This is a genomic window from Oxynema aestuarii AP17 (assembly GCF_012295525.1).
In the GTDB taxonomy this organism is placed as follows: Bacteria; Cyanobacteriota; Cyanobacteriia; order Cyanobacteriales; family Laspinemataceae; genus Oxynema; species Oxynema aestuarii.
Genome location: NZ_CP051167.1, coordinates 3,441,430 through 3,466,668, shown reverse-complemented (window position 1 = coordinate 3,466,668; position 25,239 = coordinate 3,441,430). Strand labels below are relative to the sequence as shown.

Sequence of the window (25,239 nt, the reverse complement as noted above, 5' to 3'; positions counted from 1 at the left end):
GAGTCAACTCACTTAAGCTGTCATTCCTTGTCATTCCCGAGGAAATGGGAATCTACCCACAGAAATCGGACTGAACCGAGGCTCGAATCGGGTTAAGATTCTATCTCTTTATTTTTTCCAATGATTTAAAATTGCTGTTTTTTATTCTTAAAAGAGTATGAAAGATATCATATTTTAAAAGATAAAAATAATTTTTAAAGTGAATATTTTATCAAAAATTGGCGATCGCAGGTTTTTCAAATGACTGGGATTGGAGTTGTCTTTTACGGCTCGTTGTAGAGACAGGAATGGCGATCGCCTCTGCCCGGGCCTCAGGTCGAAGGGCGATCGCCCCCGGGGATCCCCACGGGAGATCCCGACCAGAGACTTGCCACAATAATTTTGAAAAAATTTTACAGATTGTAAATTATCCCTTGACAAAAATACCGAAATCTACAGGATGCGAGAATTGTAAGAAACTTCGTTAAAAATGAGGATTTTTGTTACAAACTATTAAGCGATCGCAGACAGTGTAAAGGTCATGCTGCAAAATATCCGTATTTGCAAGAACTCGTCAGAGTCTATAGTATTTTTTCGATCGCGTTCCCTATAGAATGACTTGAGGGACGGCTGGGCTGACTCGGCGAGAGAGTTAAACCTCTCAACCGGGTCGATGAAGTAGAAATACTTAAGATTCAAGACCTGGCGACTTGCAAAAACCAGATCGAGCAAACATCTGGACTAAATTCTCTGTTGGAGGAAGTAATTAATGAGTATTGTCACGAAGTCCATCGTGAATGCCGACGCCGAGGCCCGTTACCTCAGCCCCGGTGAATTAGATCGAATCAAAGCCTTCGTCACCACTGGCGATCGTCGCGTCCGCATCGCCCAAGTCCTGAGCGAATCTCGCGAGCGCATCGTCAAGCAAGCTGGCGACCAACTCTTCCAAAAGCGTCCCGATGTCGTCTCCCCCGGCGGCAACGCTTACGGCGAAGAAATGACCGCGACCTGCCTGCGCGACCTCGACTACTACCTGCGCCTGATCACCTACGGTGTGGTTTCCGGTGATGTCACCCCCATCGAAGAGATCGGAATCGTTGGCGTCCGTGAAATGTACAAATCTCTCGGCACCCCCATCGAAGCCGTCGCCGAAGGCGTTCGCGCCATGAAAAACGTTGCCAGTGGCCTGCTCTCGGCTGAAGATGCTGCTGAAGCTAGCGCCTACTTCGATTACGTGATTGGTGCCATGCAGTAGAGTTTTACTCGCGTAACCTCTTACCCGCGTAAACTCTGATTCGCATCAACACCAAAAATCCACCGACTACGAAGTAAAAGGAATCACAAAACATGCAAGACGCAATTACCGCAGTAATCAACGCCTCTGACGTTCAAGGTAAGTACCTCGACTCCAGCGCCTTAGACAAACTCAAAGGTTACTTCCAAACGGGCGAACTGCGCGTTCGTGCCGCGACCACCATCAGCGCCAACGCCGCGACCATCGTTAAGGAAGCCGTTGCCAAATCCCTGCTGTACTCCGATGTCACCCGTCCCGGTGGCAACATGTACACCACCCGTCGCTATGCGGCTTGCATCCGCGACCTCGACTACTACCTCCGCTACGCCACCTACGCCATGCTGGCTGGCGATCCTTCCATCCTCGACGAGCGCGTGCTCAACGGGCTGAAAGAAACCTACAACTCCTTGGGTGTGCCCATCGGTGCTACCGTCCAAGCCATCCAAGCCATGAAAGAAGTCACCGCCGGATTGGTGGGTGCCGACGCCGGAAAAGAAATGGGCGTTTACTTCGACTACATCTGCTCTGGCTTGAGCTAGATACTGCCCTGACAGCTTTGCGATAAGTTCGTAGCGCTGTCTCGCTTATCCTGAAGTCAGGGAAGTCAGGAGTGAGTGCTAGCTCGTCAAAGGCTCGTTCAAGCGACACGATGAGTTTTAACGATCTAGTATTGACTCTCGACTCCCTGGCTTAAATATTGATAGCCTACTTCAGATAATTCATTATTCCCACCTCGAAAGAAGGAGAGAGAAGCCCATGAGAATGTTCAAAGTCACGGCTTGCGTTCCCAGCCAAACTCGGATTCGGACTCAGCGCGAATTACAAAACACCTATTTCACTAAGCTCGTTCCTTATGACAACTGGTTTACCGAGCAACAACGCATCATGAAAATGGGTGGCAAAATCGTTAAAGTCGAATTGGCCACGGGGAAAGCAGGAACGAACACGGGCTTGCTCTAGTTTTAGAGAAAATTTCGGTTAGAAGGCGCCCGAAGCGCTGGAAATCAAACAAAAGGGGTCACTAGGGCCTCTTTTTGTTTTGAATCTTTTGGTGTTGAGAATGGGGGTTGAAAATCCTGAGATCGATCCTGGGATTGGGTTAAACGGCCAATCCATCTCGCTATACTGATGGTGATTCGAGCCACCCTATTGCCCTGGATGCAACGCTTACTGATTCCCATTTTTGACCCCGCCGTTCGGGAATGGGCCACGGAAGCCCGACTGCTGCGCTGGCTGACCTTTTTATGGTTGTTTGTCGGCTTAGCCGTTCTCGTTTCCGCCTCCTATCCGATGGCCAATGCAGACTTTGGCGACGGCTTCTATTACTTAAAACGACAACTGATTTGGGTTATCGTCGGTTTAATCGGCTTTAACATTTTGGTCTATTCTCCCTTGCGCTACATCCAAGGGATCGCCGATTGGTTCGTTCTCATTTTACTCACCTTAATTTTATTAACCCTGGTTCCCGGTTTGGGAACGACGGTCAACGGGGCGACGCGCTGGTTAAAAGTCGGACCGATTCCGATTCAGCCGTCAGAATTGATCAAACCGTTCTTAATCTTGCAAGCGGCGCGCATTTTCGGTCAGTGGAACCGCCTGCGGTGGGGAACCCGCGCAATTTGGCTGGTGATTTTTGCGCTGATGCTGTTCGGAATTTTGCTACAACCGAACTTGAGTACTACGGCGTTGTGTGGAATTAGCCTGTGGGCGATCGCCCTCGCCTCCGGTTTGCGCTTGAAATATCTGGGGATGACTGCTGGAAGCGGGGTTTTACTCGCCATCCTCAGCATGACCTTTCGGGAATACCAACGCCGCCGGGTTTTGGCGTTTCTCAACCCCTGGAAAGATCGTTACGGCGACGGTTACCAGCTCATCCAAAGTTTGCTCGCCGTCGGGTCTGGGGGATCCACGGGAACCGGGTTCGGTTTGTCCCAACAAAAACTGCTCTATTTACCGATTCAATTCACGGATTTTATTTTTGCCGTGTTCGCCGAAGAATTTGGCTTTATCGGCAGTGCTTTATTGCTGTTGATGCTGGTGACTTATGCCACGTTAGCGTTAATGGTCGCCTTCAAAGCCCGACAGCGCGTCCATCAACTGGTAGCTATTGGCGTGATGGTGGTGATGGTCGGTCAATCGTTGCTCAATATTGGAGTCGCCACGGGCGCTTTACCGACGACGGGATTGCCGTTCCCTTTATTTAGTTATGGGGGGAGTTCGATGATTGCCAGTTTGATGTGTGCGGGGATGTTAATTCGGGTTGCGAGAGAGAACGCCCAAGCGGAAGTTGTCGCTATTGGCGATCGCCCCTCCCGGCGCCCTCGCCGAAGCCGCAGATCGTCAACTGCATCTAAAATCTAAAATCTCAAATCTCAAATCTCAACTCCCAACTCCCCTCATCCTGCGCGATTTAACGCAGCGACGATCGCCTGTTGTCCGATATTTCCATAAAGACCGTTCAACGTTTCCATCAATGCGCGACCCGCCGCACTCGGTTGTAACGGAATTGGACCTAAAACCTCTAACACGGTTTCGCTACTCGGGGACGGCGCAATCACGACTAAACTCGAATCTAAAGCGTCCTCGTAATCCCAAAACTGGTTTAAATTCACCCTTGTTTGACGGGCCATGTTTGGGGACTTTTGCGCCACCGCATTGGAGCGATCGCCCGTGTCCGCTTCCCGAGTCGAAATTTCTCTTTGTTGGCGCAACGCGGCGAGAATTTGTTCCTTCGTTCTGCCGCGCAATTGCAATAAAATAAACGGATCTTCGCTAAAGCGATCGCCCAACAAATAATAAACGGCTGCAATATGTTTGCACGGATTCGCTTTATCGGGACAACTACAGCGCGATCGCACTTCATCTAAGGTAAACGGAAATAAACGTAACCCATTCGCGGCAAATACTTCTTCAATATTTTTCGGCATTTCTCCCGCCAGTAATTTCGCCGAAAAAATAGCGCGCTGGGACAAAGTTTCGATGACATATCCCCAATCTTCATCGGTAAGCGGATCGAGCCATAACGAGACTTGATAGGGTTCCGCTTCGGTTCCTTGAACCCGGGCGATCGCCTTTCCTTCTTGAAACTCAATGCTTAAAACATTCCCCTGTCTGGCATAATTGCGGGCGCGTTCCAAGCGCTTTTTAAAGCGGTAAGAATTAATCAATTCTAGCCACTGTTGCAACCACCATTCAGTTTCGTTCGTCAATTCTTCTTTATTCATGATTTGTTCGATATTAATGGATAACTCAGCCGTACCGAACCGGAAAATAATTCCGGAAAATAATTATTCTTACAATTCCGAATAACTTAGCCCTCCTCTTCTTCCATGACCGCATTGCGATCGAGAACTAATAAGTTTCTCAATCCATCGGTATCGAGTTCGGTCAGCCACTGTTCGCCCGCGCCGACGACTTGTTCCGCCAATGCCTTTTTACTTTCAATTAAATCGTGTATTTTTTCTTCTAAAGTTCCACTACAAACGAACTTGTGAACTTGCACGTTACGTTTTTGACCGATACGAAAGACCCGGTCTGTCGCTTGATTTTCTACCGCAGGATTCCACCAGCGATCGAAATGAAAAACGTGATTGGCGCGGGTTAAATTGAGTCCGACCCCTCCAGCTTTTAAAGATAAAATCATAATCGGTGGCCCTTGGGGGTCGTGTTGGAAGCGATCGACCATTTCTTCCCGTTGTTGTTTGCGGGTAGACCCGTACAAAAATAAGATCTCGCGATTGAATTTTGCTTGTAAATAGGGTTGTAACAGTTTTCCCCATTCGGCAAATTGGGTAAAGATTAAAGCGCGATCGCCTTCCGATAAAACTTCATCGACCATCTCCTCTAACCGTTTCAATTTGCCAGAAGACTGTCCCAACTCTTCGACTATTTCTTGAGACTTATTGTTTTTAGCCTTACCCTTTTTACCCTTGCCATCAATTAAAACAGGATGGTTGCACACTTGTTTTAATTTAACCAACAATGCCAAAATAATTCCCCGTCGTTGAATCCCGTCGGATGCTTCAATTTCCGCGAGAGATTCATCGACAATTTTTTGATACAGTTTAGCCTGTTGTGTCGAGAGTCCGCAAAAGACGGGCATCTCTTGTTTTTCCGGTAGATCTTGAATAATTTCTTTGTCAGTTTTTAAGCGACGTAAGATAAAAGGGCGGACGAGCGATCGCAAGGTTTGGAGAGAGTCGGTATCGCCATATTTCTCGATGGGAATGGCAAAACGACGCTGAAAAAAGGCTTTTGCGCCCAAATAACCGGGGTTGAGAAAATCCATGATTGACCAGAGTTCTTGCAGGCGATTTTCTACGGGAGTTCCGGTTAAGCCAACGCGAAAAGGTTGAGTAGACGCTTCGGCAATTTCTCGCACGGCTTTCGACTGTTTGGCGTCGGGATTTTTAATATTTTGGGCTTCGTCTAAAATCACCCCTTGCCACGCGATCGCCTTGAGGTCTTTTTCATCGCGATAGACCAGAGGATAGCTAGTAATGACGATATCGCAGTTTTTGACGGTTTTCGCCAGATTTTTACCTTTCGGTCGCTTGTCGCCGTGATGGACGTAAGTGCTTAAATCCGGCGCAAATCGTTTGACTTCTCGTTCCCAGTTTCCTAATACGGAAGTAGGACAGACAAGTAACACCGGATGTTCGAGTTCTCCTTCTTGTTTGAGATATTGGAGAAAGGCGATCGTTTCGATGGTTTTTCCCAAGCCCATATCGTCGGCGAGACAAGCGCCCAATCCCCACTGTTGCAGGAAACGCAACCAACCGACTCCCCGGGCTTGGTAGGGTCGCAATTGACCTTTAAAATTATCGGGGGCGTCGATTTCTTCTAAGGTGCGATTGTCCGTTAAAGTGTTGAGTAATTCTTCGAGTTGTCCGCTCGATTCAAAGTTGACAACCGGGAGTTGTTCGATAGTTTGGGTGTCCCCTGTGGACAGGCGTAGGGCATCTTCTAAAGAGAGTGAGAGTTTATCTTTGCGGGCTTTAAAGAATGTTTGGGCGGCGCGGATGTCGCGATCGCGCAGTTCGACCCATTCCCCATTAATTTCGACTAAGGGCGAATCTAAAGCCACTAATTTCTCGAATTCAGCTTTAGAAACTCGTTGACCGCCGATGGTCAATTCCCATTTGAAATTGAGCAAACTCTGCAATCCCAAACTTCCCATTTTAGTTTTGGGTTTTTCGGCGCGAACGGCCAAACCGAGACGACTGGCCCAACCGTTTTCGTGACTCAAATTCGGCGGTAAAATGACGCCTAAACCGTTTTCTTGAAGGCGCCACGCCACGGATTTAATAAACTGGTAAGCTTCGATCGCGCTGAGGGAGCAAAATTCCGGGCGCGGACCGTCTAAACTCGGTTCGAGATGGGGGTAGAGGCGACAGGCTAACCCCAATCCGGCGAGGAGGGTTTCTTGGGGATGAACGATCGCCCGTCCGTCTTCGATTAATTGTTCCACAGGTCGATCCCAGATCGCACTCGCATCGACGGTCCACTCCGGTTCGTCCGCCGCTTGCAGTCCATATTTCAACTGCCAAGTTTTGGCGGGCGGGGTCGGCGGTTCTAAGGTGAAACAGGCGCGAAATTCTTGTTCGGTTCCTAAATGATGCTTGACCGGGGCGGTCCAGGTTTCTAAGACTCGTTCGAGTTGTTGGATGGCGTCGGGTTCGGCGGCGACGGTCGGGGCGGAATCGCACAAAGCGTGCAACCATTCGCCGACGGGGGCGGCGAGGGGCGGCAATGTAGCGGGGTCGCTTCCTTGGCGGATCTGGCGATCGAGGATTTGCTGCAAGCAGTGGCGCAGTAAGGGGCGCGGGTCTTGGGGAAAGTCGACGGCGAGGACCGAATCGGGGCGGTGGCCCTGGTAGGTGCGACAGGCGAGGGGCATTTGGCGGGCAAAGTGGTTGAGGCGATCGCGATCGCGGTTGCTGTCGAGGAGGGGCAGCCATTGGGCGATCGCCTTCCCTTCGAGTTGACGGTCGAGACCGGGTAAGAATTTGCAGCGTGCGAGTAAATCCCACGCCCAACGCGCCACGTGAGACCAAAAGCGCAAATCGGGGCCTAAAAAGGGGTTGTCGGTGGCGACGGTACCTAGGGGGAGGGCGGATAAAAATTGCATCGCTTCGGTCGGATTGAGGCATAAGCCTTCTACGAACCAGGGATGGAGGACGAGGGTGTCGTTGTCGGCGTCGGCGGCGGAGTGAAGTGGGATCGGTCTGCCGTGGTCGTCGTAGTGGCTGGGTAGGGCGATCGCGCGCCATTGCCAGGGGGAATCGTTGGTTTTCGGGTTTTTTGCCGTTTTTGCAGTTTTGGCCGTGTTTCTGCCCCGTTTGGCGGCTTTGGGGAGGCTCCAATGCAGGCGATCGCCCTGATGTAATTCATCTAACCAGGCGCTCAATTCGTCGGCAGTCATGGCTAAGGGATGGGGGGCGATCGTCGTGGCTTCGTCGTTGTCGCCCTCGTCAACGCGACGCCAGGTTTCTCCCCACAGGAACAAGTCTCCCCCGCGATCGGTAGCGGCGGTTGAGGGATTTTGTAACCAACTTCCGTGTAAAATCGCCATGTCTTTGAACTCTCTCGAAACCTACTTAGAATACACACCTGAATCGGAATTGAACCGATCGCGAATGACTAGTTGAAACAGAGTCAAGGTTGAATAGAATTAAGGAAAATCCGGTGAATCCCGCGATCGCTCGGCGCGTCGGTCAATTAAACTCACGATCGCCCGCATTCCGGAGCATCAATTGACAATTTTATGGCTGAGTCGTTATCGGAAAAACAACAACACATGGATAACTCAACGACCGAGAAAATCGCCAGCCCTCAGCGATCCATGTTCGATAGCTAAGAAATTCGGGGGATAGAAGGCGATTGCAAAACTGAAGAGAAAAAAGGGAATCGCGATCGAACAAAACGCGACTCACTCCCGGAGCAGAGCAATTCTGAGCCTACTCCAAGGCAAAACCGCAATGTTAAACCCGTTACACCGGGTTGGTCAGCTCGGCAACGGCTCGCCAAAATTAGGAGCGGTCGAGATTCCGATTTCTAGAGAATGATTATAGCATTTGACGATCGCCGATCGAAAAATAGAAACCATCGGCGGCGATCGGCGCGCCAGGGTGCAGCCCGTCCGGGCAGGGGCGGCAATCGGAGTTTATCAATGTTACGATTGCCACAGACAGAAAAAGTGAGTAATAGGCAAGGAAAAAGGACTGCATGAACGAGATTGAAAAGTCAATATCCTTTGACGGACGGGATATTCGACTCAGTATAGGCTTATATGCACCTCAAGCAGGGGGTGCGGTCTTGATTCAGTCGGGAGATACCTCGGTTTTGGTCACCGCCACGCGATCGAAGGGACGAGAAGGGATTGATTTCCTGCCGTTGTTAGTCGATTACGAAGAAAGACTCTATGCTGCAGGGAAAATCCCCGGCGGTTTCCTGCGACGGGAAGGACGCCCGCCGGAAAAAGTCACCCTCACCAGTCGTCTAATCGATCGCCCGTTACGACCGTTGTTTCCCCAATGGATTCGCGACGACATTCAAATTGTCGCCACCACCCTGTCCATGGACGAGCAAGTCCCCCCCGACGTCCTCGCGGTTACCGGGGCCTCGATGGCGGTGCTGCTCGCACAAATCCCCTTTAAAGGCCCGATGGCGGCGGTGCGGGTCGGCTTGGTCGGCGACGACTTTATCATCAATCCCACCTACAAGGAAGTCGGTAGCGGCGATTTAGACCTGGTGGTGGCGGGGAGTCCCGACGGCGTGATCATGGTAGAAGCCGGGGCGAACCAACTGCCGGAACAAGATATCATCGAGGCGATCGATTTCGGCTTGGAAGCGGCGACGGACTTAATTAAAGCACAGCGCGAGATCTTAGAGGAATTGGGGATCGAACCGGGGGTGGAAGAAGCGCCCGTCACCGACGAAACTCTCGAAGTTTTCGTGCGCGATCGCGCGACGGACCCGATTAAAAAGGTGCTGTCTCAATTCGACCTCGATAAAACCTCGCGAGACAAGCTCTTAGACGAAATCCAAGAGTCGATTAAAGAAGAAATTCTCGCCCTCGACGAACAAGCAACCGAACGGGTGGCGATCGAAGAAAACAGCAAAGCCTTGGCGAACATCTTTAAAGATGTCACCAAAAAATTGATGCGCAAGCAAATCGTCGAAGACGACATCCGCGTAGACGGTCGCAAACTCGACCAAGTCCGTCCGGTGACTTGTCGGGTCGGCGTTTTACCGAAACGAGTTCACGGAAGTGGCTTGTTCAACCGGGGTCTGACTCAGGTACTATCCCTAGTCACTTTGGGAACGCCGGGAGATGCTCAAGACCTCGCCGACGACTTGCACCCCGAAGATCAGAAGAATTACCTGCATCATTACAACTTCCCGCCGTTCTCCGTCGGCGAAACCCGACCGATGCGATCGCCGGGACGCCGCGAAATCGGTCACGGAGCCCTCGCGGAACGGGCGTTAATTCCCGTACTGCCGAAACAAGAAGATTTCCCCTACGTGATTCGCGTGGTTTCGGAAGTGCTTTCGTCCAACGGTTCGACCTCGATGGGTTCGGTGTGCGGTTCGACCTTGGGTCTGATGGATGCCGGAGTTCCGATTCTCAAACCCGTGTCCGGCGCGGCGATGGGGTTGATTAAGGAAGGGGACGAAGTGCGCGTCCTCACGGACATTCAAGGGATCGAAGATTTCCTCGGCGACATGGATTTCAAAGTCGCGGGCACCGATACCGGAATTACGGCCCTCCAGATGGATATGAAGATTTCCGGATTGTCCATCGAAACCGTCGCCCAAGCGATTCAGCAAGCGAAACCCGCACGGCTGCACATTCTCGAAAAGATGCTCGAAGCGATCGACGCGCCGCGCAGCGAGCAGTCTCCTTACGCGCCGCGCCTGTTGACCCTCAAGATCGATCCGGATTTAATCGGGATGGTGATCGGACCGGGTGGCAAAACGATCAAGGGGATTACGGAAGAAACCGGGGCGAAGATCGATATCGAAGACGACGGAACCGTTACGGTATCGGCGGTCGAAGCGGAAAAAGCCCAACGCGCTCTCGAAATTATTCGCAACATGACTCGCAAGCTTTCGGCGGGGGACGTTTATTCCGGTCGCGTCACGCGGATTATTCCGATTGGGGCGTTCGTCGAGTTTCTCCCGGGGAAAGAAGGGATGATCCACATTTCGCAATTGGCGGATTACCGCGTCGGTAAGGTGGAAGACGAGCTAGCCGTCGGCGATCGCGTGGTGGTTAAAATCCGCGATATCGACAATAAAGGTCGGATTAATTTGACGCGCTTGAACATTCATCCCGACGAAGCGGCAGCCGCCCGCGCTGCAGCCGGATCGACCTGATCCCTCGGGTTGAAGTCGCGGGTTCGTCTCTTTGAACTTGAAATGAGAAGAGGCGATCGCGCTGGGTTGGAGGACAATGCGCGGGCTTTCACCGCCTGCGCGCATCTCGCCAATCGGGCGATCGCCGGGGTTGGAAAGCTTCTGGATTCAGAAGCTTTTTCAGTGTTTTTTTGAAGAAATTTAACGCAAAACCCCTCTCGCCTCGCCGATCGCAGCGCGGCTAAACCCTTAATTGAATCCAACCCGTCGAGGGTCGTGAGAACTCCTCAATCGTCTTCCCACTCTTCCCGTCCCATCAGATCGCCGATGCGATCGCGCAACAAAAATTCATTGCGTTCGAGTTCGAGTTCGACGAATTCCCATTCTCGCGCCGGGATGTACTGGCAAAGGGTATAAATCGGTTGCTGACGGCTGACAATGCCATTATGAACTAGCCGACGGGCTTCAGCTTTAATGACGTTGATGTTATAACAAAGGCTTGTAGAAATCATCATTAAAATTACGCTCCTGTAGGGAATCTAAGAATAAACACTTAGGCTATTGCCCTTTTATCATCTCTCCAGAGCTGTTGCTCGGTTTAGAGTTTTAGAAGAAATATAGAAAAATATAGAAATGTTAAAGCATCTTTGTATTTTGTTATAAACTACACTTTTTTGCTCTCCAGACATGCTAACAAATTTATCTAGACTTGTCAGTGAAATCTTCGTTTTAAAATTGCAAATCTCTTTTACTTTTTCAGTTTTTCCCGAGTTTTGAAAATATTTTTGTTCTCAAAAGCAGCGAAGCATTCTTAAAATGTCGGCGATCGCCGTGTCTTAGACCCGCGTGGGGCGCCGATCGCCGAAGTGCGATCGCGCTCTGCCAACCCCCTCGGGACGGAAGTCCGTACCGGAAAAGGGCGCCCTCATCTTTGATTTGGGGTAACGAGATGTCAAACTGGATCGAGCATCTATTGTTGTGTTCTCAATCAGACAAAAGTTACCCGTGCGTAAAATTATCCTGGCTGGTAATTGGAAAATGTACAAAACCCAGGCGGAGTCCCTGGAGTTTTTAGAAGGGTTTAAACCCTTGTTGGAAGACACCCCCGACGAACGGGAAATCGTCTTGTGCGCTCCCTTTACCGCATTGCCCGTGCTGTCGAAAAACATGCACGGATTGCGAGTGCGCCTCGGGGCCCAGAACATTCACTGGGAAGAAGCCGGAGCCTATACCGGAGAAGTGTCCGGTCCGATGCTAGCCGAACTGGGCGTGCGCTATGTCATCGTCGGTCATAGCGAACGCCGTCAATATTTCGGCGAAACGGACGAAACGGTCAACCAACGGTTGAAAGCTGCCCAACGCCACCGCTTGAGGCCGATTCTCTGTGTCGGCGAAACCAAAGAACAACGAGACGCGGGTCAAACCGAAGCCCATATTTTTTCCCAACTGGAGAAAGATTTAGTCGGGATCGACCAAGGGAATCTCGTGATTGCTTACGAACCGATTTGGGCGATCGGTACTGGAGAAACCTGCGAGGCGGTGGAAGCCAATCGCATTATCGGTTTGATTCGCTCGAAATTGACCGATAAAAATGTGACGATCCAGTATGGCGGTTCCGTCAAACCGAATAACATCGACGAAATTATGGCTCAACCGGAAATTGACGGCGTGTTAGTCGGCGGCGCCAGCCTCCAACCCGATAGTTGGGGTCAGATTGTCAATTACAAGTAAGTGACGATCGCCCTAGCAATCGACCGATGGGGACGTCTCGAACCATAAATCAGGAGTAATGGTGATGGAATCAGCGAGCGATACGCCAGAGGCGTCGCGAAGCGATCGCCCGTTCGTCTGGGGTCGCAAAACCTATATTATGGGCATCCTCAACGTGACTCCCGATAGTTTTAGCGATGGGGGACAGTACGATACCGTGGAAACGGCGATCGCCCGCGCCCGCGAATTAGTCGAGGCGGGCGCCGATCTGCTCGATCTCGGCGGTCAATCGACTCGCCCCGGCGCCCGGGAGGTTTCTCCCGAACAAGAGCGCGATCGGGTGGTCCCGGTGGTGCGATCGCTGCGGGATCCTTCCTCGCCCTTCGCTTCGACGTTCGAGAATCTCCCCATTTCCGTCGATACCACGCGAGCGTCCGTCGCCGAAGCGGCGGTCGAAGCAGGCGCCACCTGGGTAAACGACGTGAGCGGCGGTTTGGCCGACCCGCAAATGTTACCGACGATCGCCGCCCTCGGCGTCGGGGCGATCCTCATGCACATGAGGGGAACCCCGCAAACCATGCAACAATTAACCGATTACGACGATTTAATCGGCGAAATTTATCGGGTTCTCGAAACCCAAATCGACGCGGCGATCGCGGCGGGCATCCCTCGGGAAAAAATCGTCGTCGATCCGGGCATCGGTTTTGCCAAAACTTACGAGCAGAACTTGGAAATTTTACGAAAGATCCCCGTTTTTCGCCGTCTCGGCGTGCCTGTACTCATCGGACCGTCCCGCAAAAGCTTTATCGGCCACCTCCTCGATCGCCCGGATCCAAAACAGCGCGTTTGGGGAACGGCGGCGGCCTGTTGTGCGGCGATCGCGGGCGGCGCCGATATCGTTCGCGTTCACGACGTCGCCGAAATGGCTGACGTTTGCCGGGTCGCCGATGCGATTTTTAGAGTGGGTTAGAGACTGTTTGTAAAATAAACCTTAACAGCCCTATTTGAAAGGAGGCGATCGCCCGAGGATCGAACGACACAGGGCGGCCATCGGGTTACTCCAACGCTCTCGATGTTTTTATGGTGCCCTGTAAGGGTTGGGTAACCAAACCCCTACTTCTCTAGGATTGCATTACCAAACCCCAGGGGGATCGGCGTTGAAATTGTTGAAGACTTTATATTTTTCGACGGTATTTTATTTCGAGTTTTTACAATCAAACTATATTTTTTCTTTGGTGTCGCGTTCGCGTCCCTGCGCCAAACCTCACTCAAAAAAATTAGTTAGCAAAAAATAACCATTTTTATGTTGAGAGTTTCCTGGTTAGTGGCATTTTGCCTCTCTCTAATCCTTGGTTTCACCACCGCGAGTTGTAGCCGTTCCCCCATTTCCCAAACCCAACAAACCGCCCAAGCATCCCCCGTTTCCTTGCGCCACCTCGCCGACCAACGAGACTTTGCGATCGGGGTAGCCGTCAATGCCACCCCTTTACGTAAAGACCCCCTCTATCGAGACTTACTCGCCCGGGAATTTAACGCGCTCATCCCGGAAAACTCGATGAAATTCCAAAATATTCATCCCGAGCGCGATCGCTACGACTTCACCGACTCCGACGCGATCGTTACCTTTGCCAGAAAACACGGCATGAAAGTGATCGCACACGCTCCCATCTGGTTTCACCAACTGCCTCGCTGGGTTACCGAGAGTCACTTCAGCCGCGAAGAACTGCTCGCAATTATGAAAGACCACATTCAAACAATTTTGAGCCACTATCGCGGTCAAGTTTTAGCCTGGGATGTCGTCAACGAACCCCTCAATTCCGACGGCTCCTTGCGTGAAAGTATTTGGTTTAAAACCATCGGTCCGGAATATATCGATTTAGCCTTTCAATGGGCCAAGGAAGCCGATCCCGATGCCTTACTGTACATCAACGATTATGCCGAAGGACTCAATTCTAAATCTGACGGTATGTACGACTTAGTGAAAGGGATGTTAGAACGAGGTATCCCCGTGGATGGGGTAGGCTTCCAGAGTCATATCGGCTTTCTCTCCGCCAACGACCCCGAGGAAGTGAACAAAAATATGAAGCGCTTGCAAGAACTCGGGTTAGAAGTATTGATTACTGAAATGGACGTTCCGATTACGGCATTGAAAGGTGCCGATCGCGAGGAAAAATTAGCAGAACAAGCACGGCTGTACGGGGCATTTTTAGACGTCTGTCTGGAAAACTCGAATTGCAATAACTTCTTGATGTGGGGATTGACCGACGCGCATTCCTGGCTTCAAGGATTTACGGGAGGTAAAGCACCGATGATTTTCGATCGCAGTTATCAACCGAAACCCGCTTACGATCGAATGGTTGAAGTGTTTGAAAAATCCCTCGATTCTGAAGGGAAATAAGCTGAGAAATAAGGAGATCTGGAGAAAGAGCGATCGGGTCGATCCCTTGTTGAAAAAGCGTTGTATAGGAATCCTAAATGATTTGTAACGGAAGTAGGGAGCAAGATGCTCCCACTCCCAAGGGGTCTGGAGGGATCGCCCTGACTCGACTGATTTAGGAATGCTATAGAACCCGTCATGGCTTGGCGGATTCGCTGACGACGATCGCACCTACCGGAATTAAACCGGGGAAGAGTTGCGGTTGACTTGAGCGATCGCCCGGGCGATCGCCCCTTGCCACTGGTGGATAATTTTGCGGACGATCGTGCATTCCGGATCGATGAGTTCCGAAGTCACAACAGCATCGAGGTCGGCTAAAGCTGCCGTCGATCGCGCCAACACCGCCAATTGCGATTCGCAGGACGCTGCGGTGGGGGTACGGGTGGAGGCGGCGATTTCTGCCAAGCGGGCGATCGCGTCGAGAACGGCGGGTCGCACGGCGCCCGAAGTAGGGACGAGGCGTTCCCGTAGGGTCTCCACAGCAGAATCGGGTTGGGTCTGAGTACCCTCGGCGACACCAAAGGAGTCAGGAGCATCGTCGTGACGTTCGTAGAGACCTTTTTTGGCCATCAACGCGACCCATTCCGCCGCCGTCTGGAGTTCGCCGAGGGTTTGATAGCCCAAAAAGGCCGTGAGTGCGTTGAGGGAATGGGCGATTTCGACGCCGCCGGAATAATTTTTGAGATCGTTGTAGTTCGATTCTGGGGTTAATACAGGGAATCGAGCGGCCTGGAGGTGGGTTTCGTCGAGCAATTCGTACAAGACTCCCGCAAAGCGAGTCAGGGGGGTTTGACGGCGCGATCGCCGCCACGCGGTCAGGAACCAGACGCAGCGCTCGGCGAGCTGGTTGCCCCATTCGCCGCTACATTCGACCAGTCTGCCGTTGAGTTCGCCGAGGAGTAATTGTCGGCGCGAGGGAATCAAGGCCCAATCGGAGGCGGTCACCGGGGCGATCGCGTAAGCCTCAAGTTCGGGATCTTCGAGCCAGCGATAGAGGAAATGGAGTGGGTCGGAATTTTCGTGCAGGTAGCGGTAGAGGACGCGCTGGGAGATCGCCCGTTGGAAGGGATTGCGGGCCACGGCAGCGATCTCGCGCAGTCCCTCGCGTTCGTCTCTGTGCAAGGCGCGGTAAAGGTAGCGCTCGCTTTGGGGGACGGGTAACACCAGGGATTCGTCCCGGCGAACCGGATGGGTTTGACGGCGACCGCGCAACCAGGCAATGGCGTCGATCGGATAAAAGATGGCGCGCACGGAACCGAGCAGTACGCTTAAGTTAAAGGTAATGGCCACAGTCCAAGCGATTTTGACTCCGGCAATCAAGCGTTTGGTGGTGATAATCTGAGAGTTTTGTAAAATACTCGCTTCAAAAACGCCGATCCCTGCGGCCAGCAGCATTAAGAAGACGAACGGGGCAAAAACCCCGAGAGCCTGACGGTTGACGAGATTGAAAGTCACGGAGGCGAGGGTTCCGATCGCCAGACTGTAGATGAGCCTGACTGTATCCGCATCGAGGTCTAACTCGCCGAATTGCTGGTAAAAATGGGGATTGACTTGCAGGACATCTGCAAAAACAAAGACGACCGTAAAGACGACGGCGCTGGTCATGGCGATCGCCAATGCTAGGATGACCGTTCCGGCGACCCCAAAGCTAGTTGTCGCGGCAGCGAGGGCGATCGCGCTAGTCAAGACTGCACAGAGGCAGACCCAAACAACGCTGATACTAAAACCGACGGTGGCGATCGCGGCGATGCGATTGGTGGTTTTGAGGGGAAGTTCGCGTCCCGACTGAACGTCCCAGACTTTCGGCTGGCGATCGCCCGCCCCGGAAATGACCCGGGTTCCGTCTGGGGTGATGGCGATCGAGCGAATCCACTCCCGATGACCGACGAGGGTATGCAAGAGGGTTCCTTGTCGGACATCCCAAATCTTCAAGGTGCGATCGCTGGAGGCAGAAATCGCCCGGGTTCCGTCGGGAGTCACCACCACGTCCTCGACCCACCCGGTATGGTCCGCGAGGGTATGTACGAGGGTGCCGTCGTTGAGATTCCAGATTTTTAAGGTTCGGTCAGCCGAGGCGGAGATCGCCTGTCCGTCACCGATAGCGGCGATCGCCCGAATCTCATTCTCGTGTCCGGTGAGGGTATGCACGGCGGTGGCGCGTTCTAAATCCCAGACTTTCAAGGTGCCGTCGGTACTGCCAGACACGGCGCGATCTCCGATCGCGCGCACCACCGTGACTCCAGCGTTATGTCCTTGGAGGGTGACAAGTTCGGTTCCCGCGCCCAAATCCCAAAGTTTGAGAGTGCTGTCCTCACTACCGGAGAGGAGGCGATTCTCCGGTAGCACTGCCACCGTGGTGACCGTCCCCGTATGACCTTTGAGGGTATGGATGAGTTCGCCGCTTTCCAAGTCCCAGACCTTGAGGGTGCGATCGGCGGAGCCAGAAATCCCCCGAGTTCCGTCCGGGGTAACGGCGACGGTTTCGATCCAGCGATCGTGGGGTTTTAGCTTGTGGAGGAGTTCGCCACGATCCAAGTCCCAAACGCGAAGGCGGCGATCGCCCCCCGCAGAAAGCAGACGGGTGCCATCGGTCGTCACCGCCAACGCTTCGACGCGATTGCGATGATCGTCGAGGCTATATTCGACCCCTCCCGTTTCCAGGTTCCAGACTTTAATGCTAGCGGCGCCCTGAAAGTCGCCCGCCGACGCGGAAACGACCCGTTGCGGCGAAATGGCGGCGACGGTTTCGATCGACGAGTTATGTCCTTGCGCCGAGGAGAGGGTATAAAAGCCGAGCAGGGAAGCTATCGAGAGCAGTAAGAATAAGGTAGAGACTAGGCCCATCCCATATAAGTTTCGATATGCGGGCACTTTGAAACTGCCGCGCACTCTCGCCCACCCTCTGCGGCGGTAAACCTCCGGGTTGGCGTCGTAAAGATAAGCGCTAAAGCGACTGGGGCGAAAGAAAATCCAATCTGCAAGCCATCCGTAATGTCGTAGGTTGAAGGGGTTGAGAGATTGTGGTTCGTTGCCCCGTCGAGCAGGAAAATTGGGCATAAGGCTTCCCTAATTCAGCTTAGAACAACTCGTGTGGGTTGGGCGATCGCGCTTCCCGTCATCGGTCTCGGTCGCGCACGAATTAACTCCCGTTAAGATGATTTGAAACGGCTTTGTGCATTCGCCCGGGAGTCGCCAAGTGTGTCCCCTGTCCGTTCCAAAAGGATCGGTGTCGGACCGATCTCTACCTTCGACCCCTGAAATCGGCGGCGCTCTCCATTCAAATATCGTACCTGGGCGACCTTCCACTCCTCGGGAACCGAGAACGAGGACGACCGATCCGGATTCCAGAGAATCCAAGCTTGGTAATCGCGATCGCGCGTCAACTGGCAAGTCCAGGTATACCGAAGATCCGAGTGACATTCGTCCATGCGCGCGCCCACCAACCAATCGTAAATTTCCCCATAAGCCACTCCGGCTGGCGTTAGAGTTTTGTTATCTTCTTTCACTAAATGCAAACGCACGATCGGATTGAAATCCCAATCGTACCAATACAGACGCTCTACCCCTGACGCCCAGTTGAGGATATACGCCCGCGCCACATAAGCCACACTGGTTTGGGGATCTTCAAACGGCTGGTCTCCCAACCATCCCGCTTCCGTATTCCATAACGGTTTATCCGCCACCCCATAATCGCTCATGACTTGTTGGACTTCTTGAATCACCGGGATCGCATCTTCAGGGCCTTCTCCCGGTCCGACATAGAAGTGAAAGCCAATAATATCCGAGTAGTCTACACCCCCCAATGCAAAATAGTCCGCCAACCAAGCGGCCCCATGTTTCCCGTCAGTCGCCGATGGAGAAACGATCGCGATCTCGGGGTCGAGGGGTTTGAGAATCTCATGCGCTTCGCGCGCCAACTCGAACATCTGTTCCGTACTTCCGGTAAAAAAGCGCTTCCAATTTGGTTCGTTCCAGATTTCGTAATAGGGAAGCCTTCCCCGGTAGCGCGTACCCACTGTACGCACGTAATTTTGCCAATCTTCTATATTTTTGGGTTCAGCCGCCGCCCCAGGTGCGTAAGCAGAGGGTTCTTCGGGGCGCGCCGATGCCCACTTTGGCGACAATCCTAAAGGTAGAAGTAATTCGACCTCTCGTTCGCGGGCGATTTCCAGATAGCGATCTAAAGTGTCAAACTGCCATTGACCTTTTTCTTTTTCGAGATTGAGCCATCCGATATGTGCATCCCACAATCGCCACGTGCCAAATTCAACGGAGGGCCAGGGCGTCACTTGGGGCAGATCGGATGGCTTTTTAACCAAATGGTGAATGTGTAACCCAAAGAGGGTTGCGGGAATTGGTCTGGCGGGTGGATTGAGTGCAATCGGTTGGCGAATGACATTAAATTTCAACCCGACTGCGATCGTGAAAGTGACGAGCATCAAGGCAAAGAAGAGTCCGATTTTGCCTTTTAAACGATTCACGTTAGTTTCTCCGAATTTTGCGGGGTCAACATGGCAGCTTTGCCCTTTTCATTGTTTTTGACTTATTCAAACTAACTTTGGTTGTTCGGGGATTACTGTTTTTAGCTTTTGAGGCTACTTTACTGCTTTCAAACTAAGAGTTTTTGCTCACTCCTGTTGGCAGTATTTTTGCCATGATTTTTGTACTTCGATAGGACAAAGCATCGATGCTATCAACGATTAACTTTTGTGGCGTTCTCTTGGGAATTCCAAAGAATCGAGACAAGTATCCGGCTAATTCTTTTTCGGGGACTTGCCAAAATTCCGACTGGAAATCGACTACTTTCTCGAATAATCTTTTAAATCCATATTTTTTCTCGAATGGCAGGTGCCAAATTGTTAAATTCAAGTGACGATCGCTGGCATTATTAAATCCGCCTAATGTCGTCCAAATACGATCGATATAAGGATTGCCATTTCCTAACGGAGCTTGCAAGCTGTTATAGGCAAAATTCAAAAGATGTTCTTCTGTATTAAACTTTGTTTTATTTTGCCTGAATTGTTCCAAAGAAAACTCCCATCCGCGCTCTATTTCTCCTAAAAGCTTTTGGAAGTTTTTGTCTTTTGCTGCAATTAACTCTGCACCACAGTACACGGGAATTTCTTCATTTAAGGAAAGACCTAATTCTCGGTACAGCTTGCTTAGATCTCGACGGTTGAGATGACTGATCTTGTATTTTTCATTAAATCCAGTATTGTAAGTCACGTATCCCGATCGCTGGATTTCCGCAGCAAGACCCTCTATGGAATCAATCCATACACAATCGGAATCGAGGCAAAATGCAGCTTCATTTCGATCGCAAGTTCTTGAAAAGTATTTGATTAAATCTAATTTATAAAAAGTGCTTTTCCAAGAATCAAAATATTTTTCTGGGGGTTGAAAGGTAAAGGGGAGTCTTACAATCTCAACGCCAATCTGTTCGAGCAATTTTTCGGTTTCAGTATTCCCGATATCGGGTAACTTATCTAAGTTCGTACAGAGGACGTGGTGGGCGTTAGAATTGTGACGAATGCTCGTTGCAAAAAATACAACAATGCATTTTAAATAAATTTGCTGAAACTTGAGAGAAGAGGATTGTAATCCAACTTGAGGGTAATGGCTTTCTTCGCCTTTTTTATCAGCACAAAACCCGGTCGCAATATAGATTTTTTTCAGGGTCATCTCTGGGTACCTATTTCACATGGAAAGAGAAAACTGAAGGAACTTCCTCAGTCGCGAAGCCATGCGCCGAAAGCTGGATCTCCATTGATGAGAGCGGTTCCCATCGGGGCGATCGCTCGCTTCGAGCAGTAACGGCGATTGACCGATATCGAGGGTCAATTTTCCTTCTCGATTTAAACGATAAGATGCTACCTCAGAATCCAAATTATAATGATTCCCCTCTAAATCCCGAGCGTGAGAAACAGCCCAACTTGGAGGAATTTCAAAAGTTTTCGTCGTCTCTTGATTCCAAACAATCCAAGAGCGATCGCCGTCTTTTTGAGTTAAAGCGCACACCCAATTTTGTTCGACATCGACCTCACAAGAGGGCAAACGGGCGCCAATTAACCAATCTTGAATTTCTCGATAGGCGATCGCCGCTTCCGTCAAGGTACGATTGTCTCGTTCCACCATCCCCAGAGCGATCCAAGCGTGATTGTCCCACGCATACCAATAGAATCGACTGACGCCAGCGACCCATTGGAGAATGTGCGATCGCCCCACGTATCCTACTGCTTCTTGTGGGGAACTGAAGGTTTTTGGCTGAGCCCAACCGGATTCCGTATTCCATAGGGGTTTGTCCCCAACCCCATGCTCCCTCATCACCTCTTGCACCCTGGCAATCAGAGGCAGCATCCCTTCAGGGGGTTGGGGGGTGACGTAGAAATGATAGCCGATAATATCCGCATAGTCTCCCCCCCCTTGTTCGAGATACTCCTTCAGCCAGTCCGGGCCGTAGCGTAGGCTTTCGGTGGTACTCCCTCCGGTCGCAGCAGGGGAAACCACTTGAATCGTCGGATCGATCGCTTTTAAAATTTGATAGGCTTCCCGGGCGAGAACGACCATTTGGGCGACACTTCCGGAGTAAAAACCGCCCTCGTTCGGTTCGTTCCAAATTTCGTAATAGTGAATTTTTCCTTGATAGCGAGTGGCGACAGTTCGCACGTAATTGCGCCAGTCTTCCAAATTCCGAGGTTCGGCGGCCCACCCTCCCGACGGTCGATAACCGGAACCTTCTTGAGGACGGGCGGACGCCCAAGTAGGCGAAAGTCCCAGAGGTAAGAGGATTTCGACATCGCGATCGCGTGCCATTTCAACGTAGCGATCTAAAATCTCAAAATTCCACTCTCCCGGTTCCGGTTCTAAGTCGGGCCAGGCGACGTATGCATCCCACAGGCGCCACGTATGAAATGAGATTGCGGGCCAAGGGGTTTGCGGTTTTCTAACAGCCCGGTGGATGTGCATCCCAAAATATTCGGCAGGAATTTCTGTGGTCGGACCGTCCAACTGCTCGATCGCCGCCACGACCCGATCGCCTCCTGCGGGCAGCCAATGAACGGTCAGAAACGAACAAAGGAAAAGTAAAATCATCCAAGGTTCGATCCGTTTCATTGGCGGGTTCCTCCTATAACTCACGAACTGACAAACTCAATGGCTTCTACCATGCGATCGGCGACTCGTTCGGGGGTGATGCTGGCAATGCGATCGCGGGCGCTGACGCGCATCTGTTCCAGGGCTTCGGGAGGGGTCGCTAAAGCTCGTTCGAGGGCGCGATCGAGTTCCTCCGGGCGATCGGGTCGAAACGTCCATCCGGTTTTCCCTTCTTCGACCAGTTCTTCTACCGATTGACCGTACAAACTCCCCAAAACAGGCAACCCGGCAGCCATCGCTTCGTTGGTCACTAACCCCCATTCATCCGCCAAAGTCGGAAACAGAAACATCCCCGCTTGAGCGTAGATTTCCGGCAATTTGCCATAGTCTACGTGACCGATCCAGTTCAAGGTTAAGTTATCGGGAATCGTCTCCCTTTCCAATTGAGGACGCAATGGCCCGTCGCCGACGAGGATTAATTCTAACTGCCGTTGCGAGTGGCGTTCGGCGTAGCGTTTCAGCGCGGAAAATAAGGGAATCATCCCTTTGCGTTCGAGGAATTGGCCGACGTAGAGCAAGCGGTAGGCGCGATCGCCGTTTCGGGAGAGCGGAACTTGCAAAAATGGCTCGATATTGGTGGTATACGGCGCGTAAAACAGTTGTTCGTCCCGGATGCCAAACTGACGCACGTAACGAGCCCCACTTTTCCCGTTCACTAACAAGGCATCGGCTTGAGGAACGAGCCACCGTCGCAGGCGATCGCGCAGTTTACCCCGCCCTCGTTCGCTGTATTCCGACACCGTCGCCCACAAAATTAATGGGCTTTCCGGATGAAAGCGTCGGTAAAGGGCGGCTTGGAGGGTTCTCAAGCCCATTTCTCCCGAAATAATCACGTCCGGGCGATAATCGGCGAGCAACGACAGGGTATCGTAAGGGATGTGAACGTAAATGTCTTCGGAAAAGCCGTGGGGGTGACGCCACTTGCGGCGCAAGGTCAGGTTTTTTTGAACTTTAACGTTTAAGCCTTCCCAATTCGGCGTCCAATTGCGATTGGCTTCCATCGGCGTCGAAATCGCCACCTGCAAGTCACCCACGCGATCGGCCAATGCCCGATACAAGGGCAATCGGTAAGGGGGAATGAAATTAGTGAGCAGGATTACTCGTTTAGCCATTAATCTGACTCCCCATTTTACCGCCGAACACTGCCGCTACAACGAGCCGGACGTAGGGCAAACTCCAGTAAAACGGCCAGAACGGCCCCGCATGGCGTTTGGCAAAGACTTTCCACTCTTGGACGGGCAGTCCTTTCGGTTGGCTGACCTTTTTGAGTCGTTCCCACAGGTTCAAATTGGGATTTTCCCAGACATCGGCTTCTCTAGGATTCTGCTTGCAGGTTCCGACGTAACCCGGTAGCACCCAGAGGGTCCCTCCCGCTTGTCTGACGCGCAAGCCGTAATCTAAATCTCCCGTACTGTGAACGAAATTGGGGTCTAAGTTGCCGACGCTTTGGGCGATTTCCCGGGGAATTAAGACGCAATTACCATTCATGGTATGGCAGGTCTGTAGGGTGTCGGCGGTCGGGAGGAGTTGGAATTTGAGGGGATGCCACCAGGTCGCGCGCACCATTCCCCCGTAAGTCAAGTTTCCCGTGTCGGGATCGCAGGTGGAACCGATGAGGACGAAGCGATGGGCGGCGGTGTTTTCTTCTAATTGTTCGGCATATTCTAACAGGCGGGCGATCGTGTCGGGGTAAAGGATGGTGTCGTCGTTGAGCCAGAGGTAATAGGTGTAGTTTCCAGCTAAGGCTTCCTCGAAAGCACGCCGCATTCCACCGTTCCAGAATAAATTGCCATCGCCGCGATAAATTTGGGTTTGGGGGTAGCGATCGCGCACGGCTTCGCTGGTGCCGTCGGTACTGGCGTCATCGACTAAGTAAGCACTCAGGCGAACGTCGGGGGGAAGGGTTTGGGTGAAGAAGGAATCGAGACTTGCCAGGGTTTGGGTTTTGCGATTGTGGCAAGTCATCAAAGCTGCTATCGTCTGATTGGCCATCGTTACTGTTGCAATGGTGGGGCTTGAGTCGTTCGCGAAGCGGCTCCCTTGGAGCATCGCTCGGATTGGCGATCGAGGAGTTCGTCGAACAGATCGAGATATCGTCGCGCTTGTAAGTCTCGGCTGAATTCGGCTTGGGCTTTTTCCCGCGCGCGATCGCGCAGTTTTTGCCAGCGTTCGGGATCTTCGAGAATCCAGGCGATTCCCCGGGCAAAGTTTTCGGTCTCGAACGGCGTGGCGAGGTAGCCATTCCCCTGATGTTCGATCATCTCGCCAATCCCGCCAATCTCGAAACCGATGCACGGCGTGCCACACGAGAGCGCTTCCATAATCGTATTCGGTAAGTTGTCTTGGATGGAAGGTGCGGCGAACAAATCTGCCGCCGCGTAAACGAGCGAAATTGAAAGCTCGTCGCGCAACCGTCCCAAATAGTGACAACGAAAGCCCAAATCCGGCGGATCGATCGGTTCCGAAGCCCCGAAAACCACTAATTCGAGCCGATCGCGCCACCCTAACTCGCTCAAGTGTTTGAGGGCGCTTTGCAGCAAGTGAAAGCCTTTACGACGATCGCTAGTCGCACTCACGGCGCCGAATAAGACTAGGAGTTTATCCGAGGGCAGTTTGAGCAACTGGCGGGCGATCGTGCGGTCGAAGGGCTTGTACGTTTCCAAATCTAACCCATTGGGAATGACTTCTACCCGGCGATCGCCGAGGAGGGAACTCTCGGACGCGCAACGGGCCAGCCACCGACTCGGCGTCACCACCGTTAAATCCAAATTTTTCCATGCTTTTGCCTTGCGCTTCCACACCCAACGGGATAAATCCTGTTCTCGATGGCTGTTGAGTTGCGGACAGTCTCCACACCGTTGCTTGTAGCGATCGCACTCCCCCGTATAGTGGCAGCCTCCCGTAAACGCCCACATATCGTGAAACGTCCATACCAAAGGCTTTTGGAACTGTGGCAGCGTTTCGAGTCGCACGAATCCCCAACCCAACCAGTGCAAGTTAATCAAATCCGGATCCAGCCCTCGGACCTGAGCCGCAATCCGCCCCGGAAACCATTGTGGCGAGAAAATCTCCCCGGTGCGATCTCGATACCATCCCACAGGTAATGCCGTTAAATTTGGACTGAACTGGGCTAATTTCCGCCAAAACTTAGCCCCTTGCAGCAACACGTCCGGATCGTCGGTGCGTTTGTTCTGAACCAACATCTGGGAGTGGATCCCTCCCTCGCGCAGTCCCCGATGCAGTTGGTACGCCGCCCGTCCCGCACCCGATTCGCTATCATCCGTTCCAATCGACAATACATTCATTG

18 protein-coding genes are annotated in these 25,239 nt (G+C 52.1%); 8 read left to right on the top strand and 10 right to left on the bottom strand.

All coding sequences use genetic code 11. From position 1 onward, the window contains the following. Positions 1-748 precede the first annotated feature (748 nt). From apcA to HCG48_RS14080, 4 genes are all read left to right on the top strand, one after another. Positions 749-1,234: an allophycocyanin subunit alpha gene (apcA, locus tag HCG48_RS14095; protein ID WP_168569728.1), complete on the top strand. Its 486-nt coding sequence runs from the start codon at positions 749-751 to the stop codon at positions 1,232-1,234. Positions 1,235-1,326: 92 nt separating this feature from the next. Next, complete coding sequence (gene apcB, locus HCG48_RS14090; RefSeq protein ID WP_168569727.1) at positions 1,327-1,812, top strand: allophycocyanin subunit beta; 486 nt, start codon at positions 1,327-1,329, stop codon at positions 1,810-1,812. Between the two features lie 217 nt (positions 1,813-2,029). Further along, the gene (locus tag HCG48_RS14085; RefSeq protein ID WP_168569726.1) at positions 2,030-2,233 is read left to right on the top strand and encodes a phycobilisome linker polypeptide; all 204 of its coding nucleotides are present in this window, start codon (positions 2,030-2,032) and stop codon (positions 2,231-2,233) included. Positions 2,234-2,401: 168 nt separating this feature from the next. After that, positions 2,402-3,634 carry an FtsW/RodA/SpoVE family cell cycle protein gene (locus HCG48_RS14080; protein WP_246259557.1) on the top strand — a complete coding sequence of 411 codons (1,233 nt, stop codon included), beginning with the start codon at positions 2,402-2,404 and terminating at the stop codon, positions 3,632-3,634. Between the two features lie 35 nt (positions 3,635-3,669). Here HCG48_RS14080 and HCG48_RS14075 read toward each other — a convergent pair whose 3' ends face one another. Continuing rightward, a complete protein-coding gene (locus HCG48_RS14075; RefSeq protein ID WP_168569725.1) occupies positions 3,670-4,497 on the bottom strand; it encodes an SWIM zinc finger family protein in 828 nt (275 codons plus the stop codon). A gap of 86 nt (positions 4,498-4,583) precedes the next feature. Beyond that, a complete protein-coding gene (locus tag HCG48_RS14070) occupies positions 4,584-7,847 on the bottom strand; it encodes a sll1366 family intein-prone helicase (protein ID WP_168569724.1) in 3,264 nt (1,087 codons plus the stop codon). A gap of 653 nt (positions 7,848-8,500) precedes the next feature. Here HCG48_RS14070 and HCG48_RS14065 point away from each other — a divergent pair. Beyond that, positions 8,501-10,654 carry a polyribonucleotide nucleotidyltransferase gene (locus HCG48_RS14065; RefSeq protein WP_168569723.1) on the top strand — a complete coding sequence of 718 codons (2,154 nt, stop codon included), beginning with the start codon at positions 8,501-8,503 and terminating at the stop codon, positions 10,652-10,654. Between the two features lie 266 nt (positions 10,655-10,920). Here HCG48_RS14065 and HCG48_RS14060 read toward each other — a convergent pair whose 3' ends face one another. After that, positions 10,921-11,145 (bottom strand): DUF4327 family protein, encoded by a 225-nt coding sequence (locus HCG48_RS14060; protein WP_246260120.1) that lies wholly within the window; start codon positions 11,143-11,145, stop codon positions 10,921-10,923. Positions 11,146-11,638: 493 nt separating this feature from the next. On the opposite strand from HCG48_RS14060, the gene tpiA reads away from it, so the two are divergent. From tpiA to HCG48_RS14045, 3 genes are all read left to right on the top strand, one after another. Beyond that, entirely contained in the window at positions 11,639-12,364 is a 726-nt protein-coding gene (gene tpiA, locus HCG48_RS14055) for a triose-phosphate isomerase (RefSeq protein ID WP_168571884.1), read from the top strand. 64 nt (positions 12,365-12,428) lie between these two features. Continuing rightward, positions 12,429-13,313 carry a dihydropteroate synthase gene (gene folP / locus HCG48_RS14050; RefSeq protein ID WP_168569721.1) on the top strand — a complete coding sequence of 295 codons (885 nt, stop codon included), beginning with the start codon at positions 12,429-12,431 and terminating at the stop codon, positions 13,311-13,313. A 333-nt stretch (positions 13,314-13,646) separates the two neighbouring features. Beyond that, the gene (locus HCG48_RS14045; protein ID WP_168569720.1) at positions 13,647-14,741 is read left to right on the top strand and encodes an endo-1,4-beta-xylanase; all 1,095 of its coding nucleotides are present in this window, start codon (positions 13,647-13,649) and stop codon (positions 14,739-14,741) included. 219 nt (positions 14,742-14,960) lie between these two features. Here the strand turns inward: HCG48_RS14045 and HCG48_RS14040 are convergent, their stop codons facing one another. From HCG48_RS14040 to HCG48_RS14010, 7 genes are all read right to left on the bottom strand, one after another. Beyond that, positions 14,961-17,837 (bottom strand): WD40 repeat domain-containing protein, encoded by a 2,877-nt coding sequence (locus HCG48_RS14040; RefSeq protein ID WP_168569719.1) that lies wholly within the window; start codon positions 17,835-17,837, stop codon positions 14,961-14,963. A gap of 92 nt (positions 17,838-17,929) precedes the next feature. Further along, positions 17,930-19,261 (bottom strand): GH39 family glycosyl hydrolase, encoded by a 1,332-nt coding sequence (locus HCG48_RS14035; protein ID WP_168569718.1) that lies wholly within the window; start codon positions 19,259-19,261, stop codon positions 17,930-17,932. Between the two features lie 133 nt (positions 19,262-19,394). Continuing rightward, the gene (locus HCG48_RS14030; protein ID WP_168569717.1) at positions 19,395-20,462 is read right to left on the bottom strand and encodes a hypothetical protein; all 1,068 of its coding nucleotides are present in this window, start codon (positions 20,460-20,462) and stop codon (positions 19,395-19,397) included. Positions 20,463-20,477: 15 nt separating this feature from the next. Continuing rightward, the gene (locus HCG48_RS14025) at positions 20,478-21,893 is read right to left on the bottom strand and encodes a GH39 family glycosyl hydrolase (protein WP_168569716.1); all 1,416 of its coding nucleotides are present in this window, start codon (positions 21,891-21,893) and stop codon (positions 20,478-20,480) included. A 20-nt stretch (positions 21,894-21,913) separates the two neighbouring features. Next, on the bottom strand, positions 21,914-23,044 hold the full coding sequence (locus HCG48_RS14020) for a glycosyltransferase family 4 protein (RefSeq protein ID WP_168569715.1): 1,131 nt from the start codon (positions 23,042-23,044) through the stop codon (positions 21,914-21,916). Then, a complete protein-coding gene (locus HCG48_RS14015) occupies positions 23,037-23,924 on the bottom strand; it encodes a glycosyltransferase family 2 protein (RefSeq protein ID WP_168569714.1) in 888 nt (295 codons plus the stop codon). The genes HCG48_RS14020 and HCG48_RS14015 overlap by 8 nt, the downstream gene beginning before the upstream one ends. Before the next feature lie 2 nt (positions 23,925-23,926). Next, positions 23,927-25,237: a glycosyltransferase family 4 protein gene (locus HCG48_RS14010; protein WP_168569713.1), complete on the bottom strand. Its 1,311-nt coding sequence runs from the start codon at positions 25,235-25,237 to the stop codon at positions 23,927-23,929. Positions 25,238-25,239 lie beyond the last annotated feature (2 nt).

Excerpts from the sequence above, each read along its gene's own strand:
- apcA (WP_168569728.1), top strand. The coding sequence starts at position 749 with ATGAGTATTGTCACGAAGTCCATCGTGAATGCCGACGCCGAGGCCCGT.
- apcB (WP_168569727.1), top strand. The coding sequence starts at position 1,327 with ATGCAAGACGCAATTACCGCAGTAATCAACGCCTCTGACGTTCAAGGT.
- HCG48_RS14085 (WP_168569726.1), top strand. The coding sequence starts at position 2,030 with ATGAGAATGTTCAAAGTCACGGCTTGCGTTCCCAGCCAAACTCGGATT.
- HCG48_RS14080 (WP_246259557.1), top strand. The coding sequence starts at position 2,402 with ATGGTGATTCGAGCCACCCTATTGCCCTGGATGCAACGCTTACTGATT.
- HCG48_RS14075 (WP_168569725.1), bottom strand. The coding sequence starts at position 4,497 with ATGAATAAAGAAGAATTGACGAACGAAACTGAATGGTGGTTGCAACAG.
- HCG48_RS14070 (WP_168569724.1), bottom strand. The coding sequence starts at position 7,847 with ATGGCGATTTTACACGGAAGTTGGTTACAAAATCCCTCAACCGCCGCT.
- HCG48_RS14065 (WP_168569723.1), top strand. The coding sequence starts at position 8,501 with ATGAACGAGATTGAAAAGTCAATATCCTTTGACGGACGGGATATTCGA.
- HCG48_RS14060 (WP_246260120.1), bottom strand. The coding sequence starts at position 11,145 with ATGATTTCTACAAGCCTTTGTTATAACATCAACGTCATTAAAGCTGAA.
- folP (WP_168569721.1), top strand. The coding sequence starts at position 12,429 with ATGGAATCAGCGAGCGATACGCCAGAGGCGTCGCGAAGCGATCGCCCG.
- HCG48_RS14045 (WP_168569720.1), top strand. The coding sequence starts at position 13,647 with ATGTTGAGAGTTTCCTGGTTAGTGGCATTTTGCCTCTCTCTAATCCTT.
- HCG48_RS14040 (WP_168569719.1), bottom strand. The coding sequence starts at position 17,837 with ATGCCCAATTTTCCTGCTCGACGGGGCAACGAACCACAATCTCTCAAC.
- HCG48_RS14030 (WP_168569717.1), bottom strand. The coding sequence starts at position 20,462 with ATGACCCTGAAAAAAATCTATATTGCGACCGGGTTTTGTGCTGATAAA.
- HCG48_RS14025 (WP_168569716.1), bottom strand. The coding sequence starts at position 21,893 with ATGAAACGGATCGAACCTTGGATGATTTTACTTTTCCTTTGTTCGTTT.
- HCG48_RS14020 (WP_168569715.1), bottom strand. The coding sequence starts at position 23,044 with ATGGCTAAACGAGTAATCCTGCTCACTAATTTCATTCCCCCTTACCGA.
- HCG48_RS14015 (WP_168569714.1), bottom strand. The coding sequence starts at position 23,924 with ATGGCCAATCAGACGATAGCAGCTTTGATGACTTGCCACAATCGCAAA.
- HCG48_RS14010 (WP_168569713.1), bottom strand. The coding sequence starts at position 25,237 with ATGAATGTATTGTCGATTGGAACGGATGATAGCGAATCGGGTGCGGGA.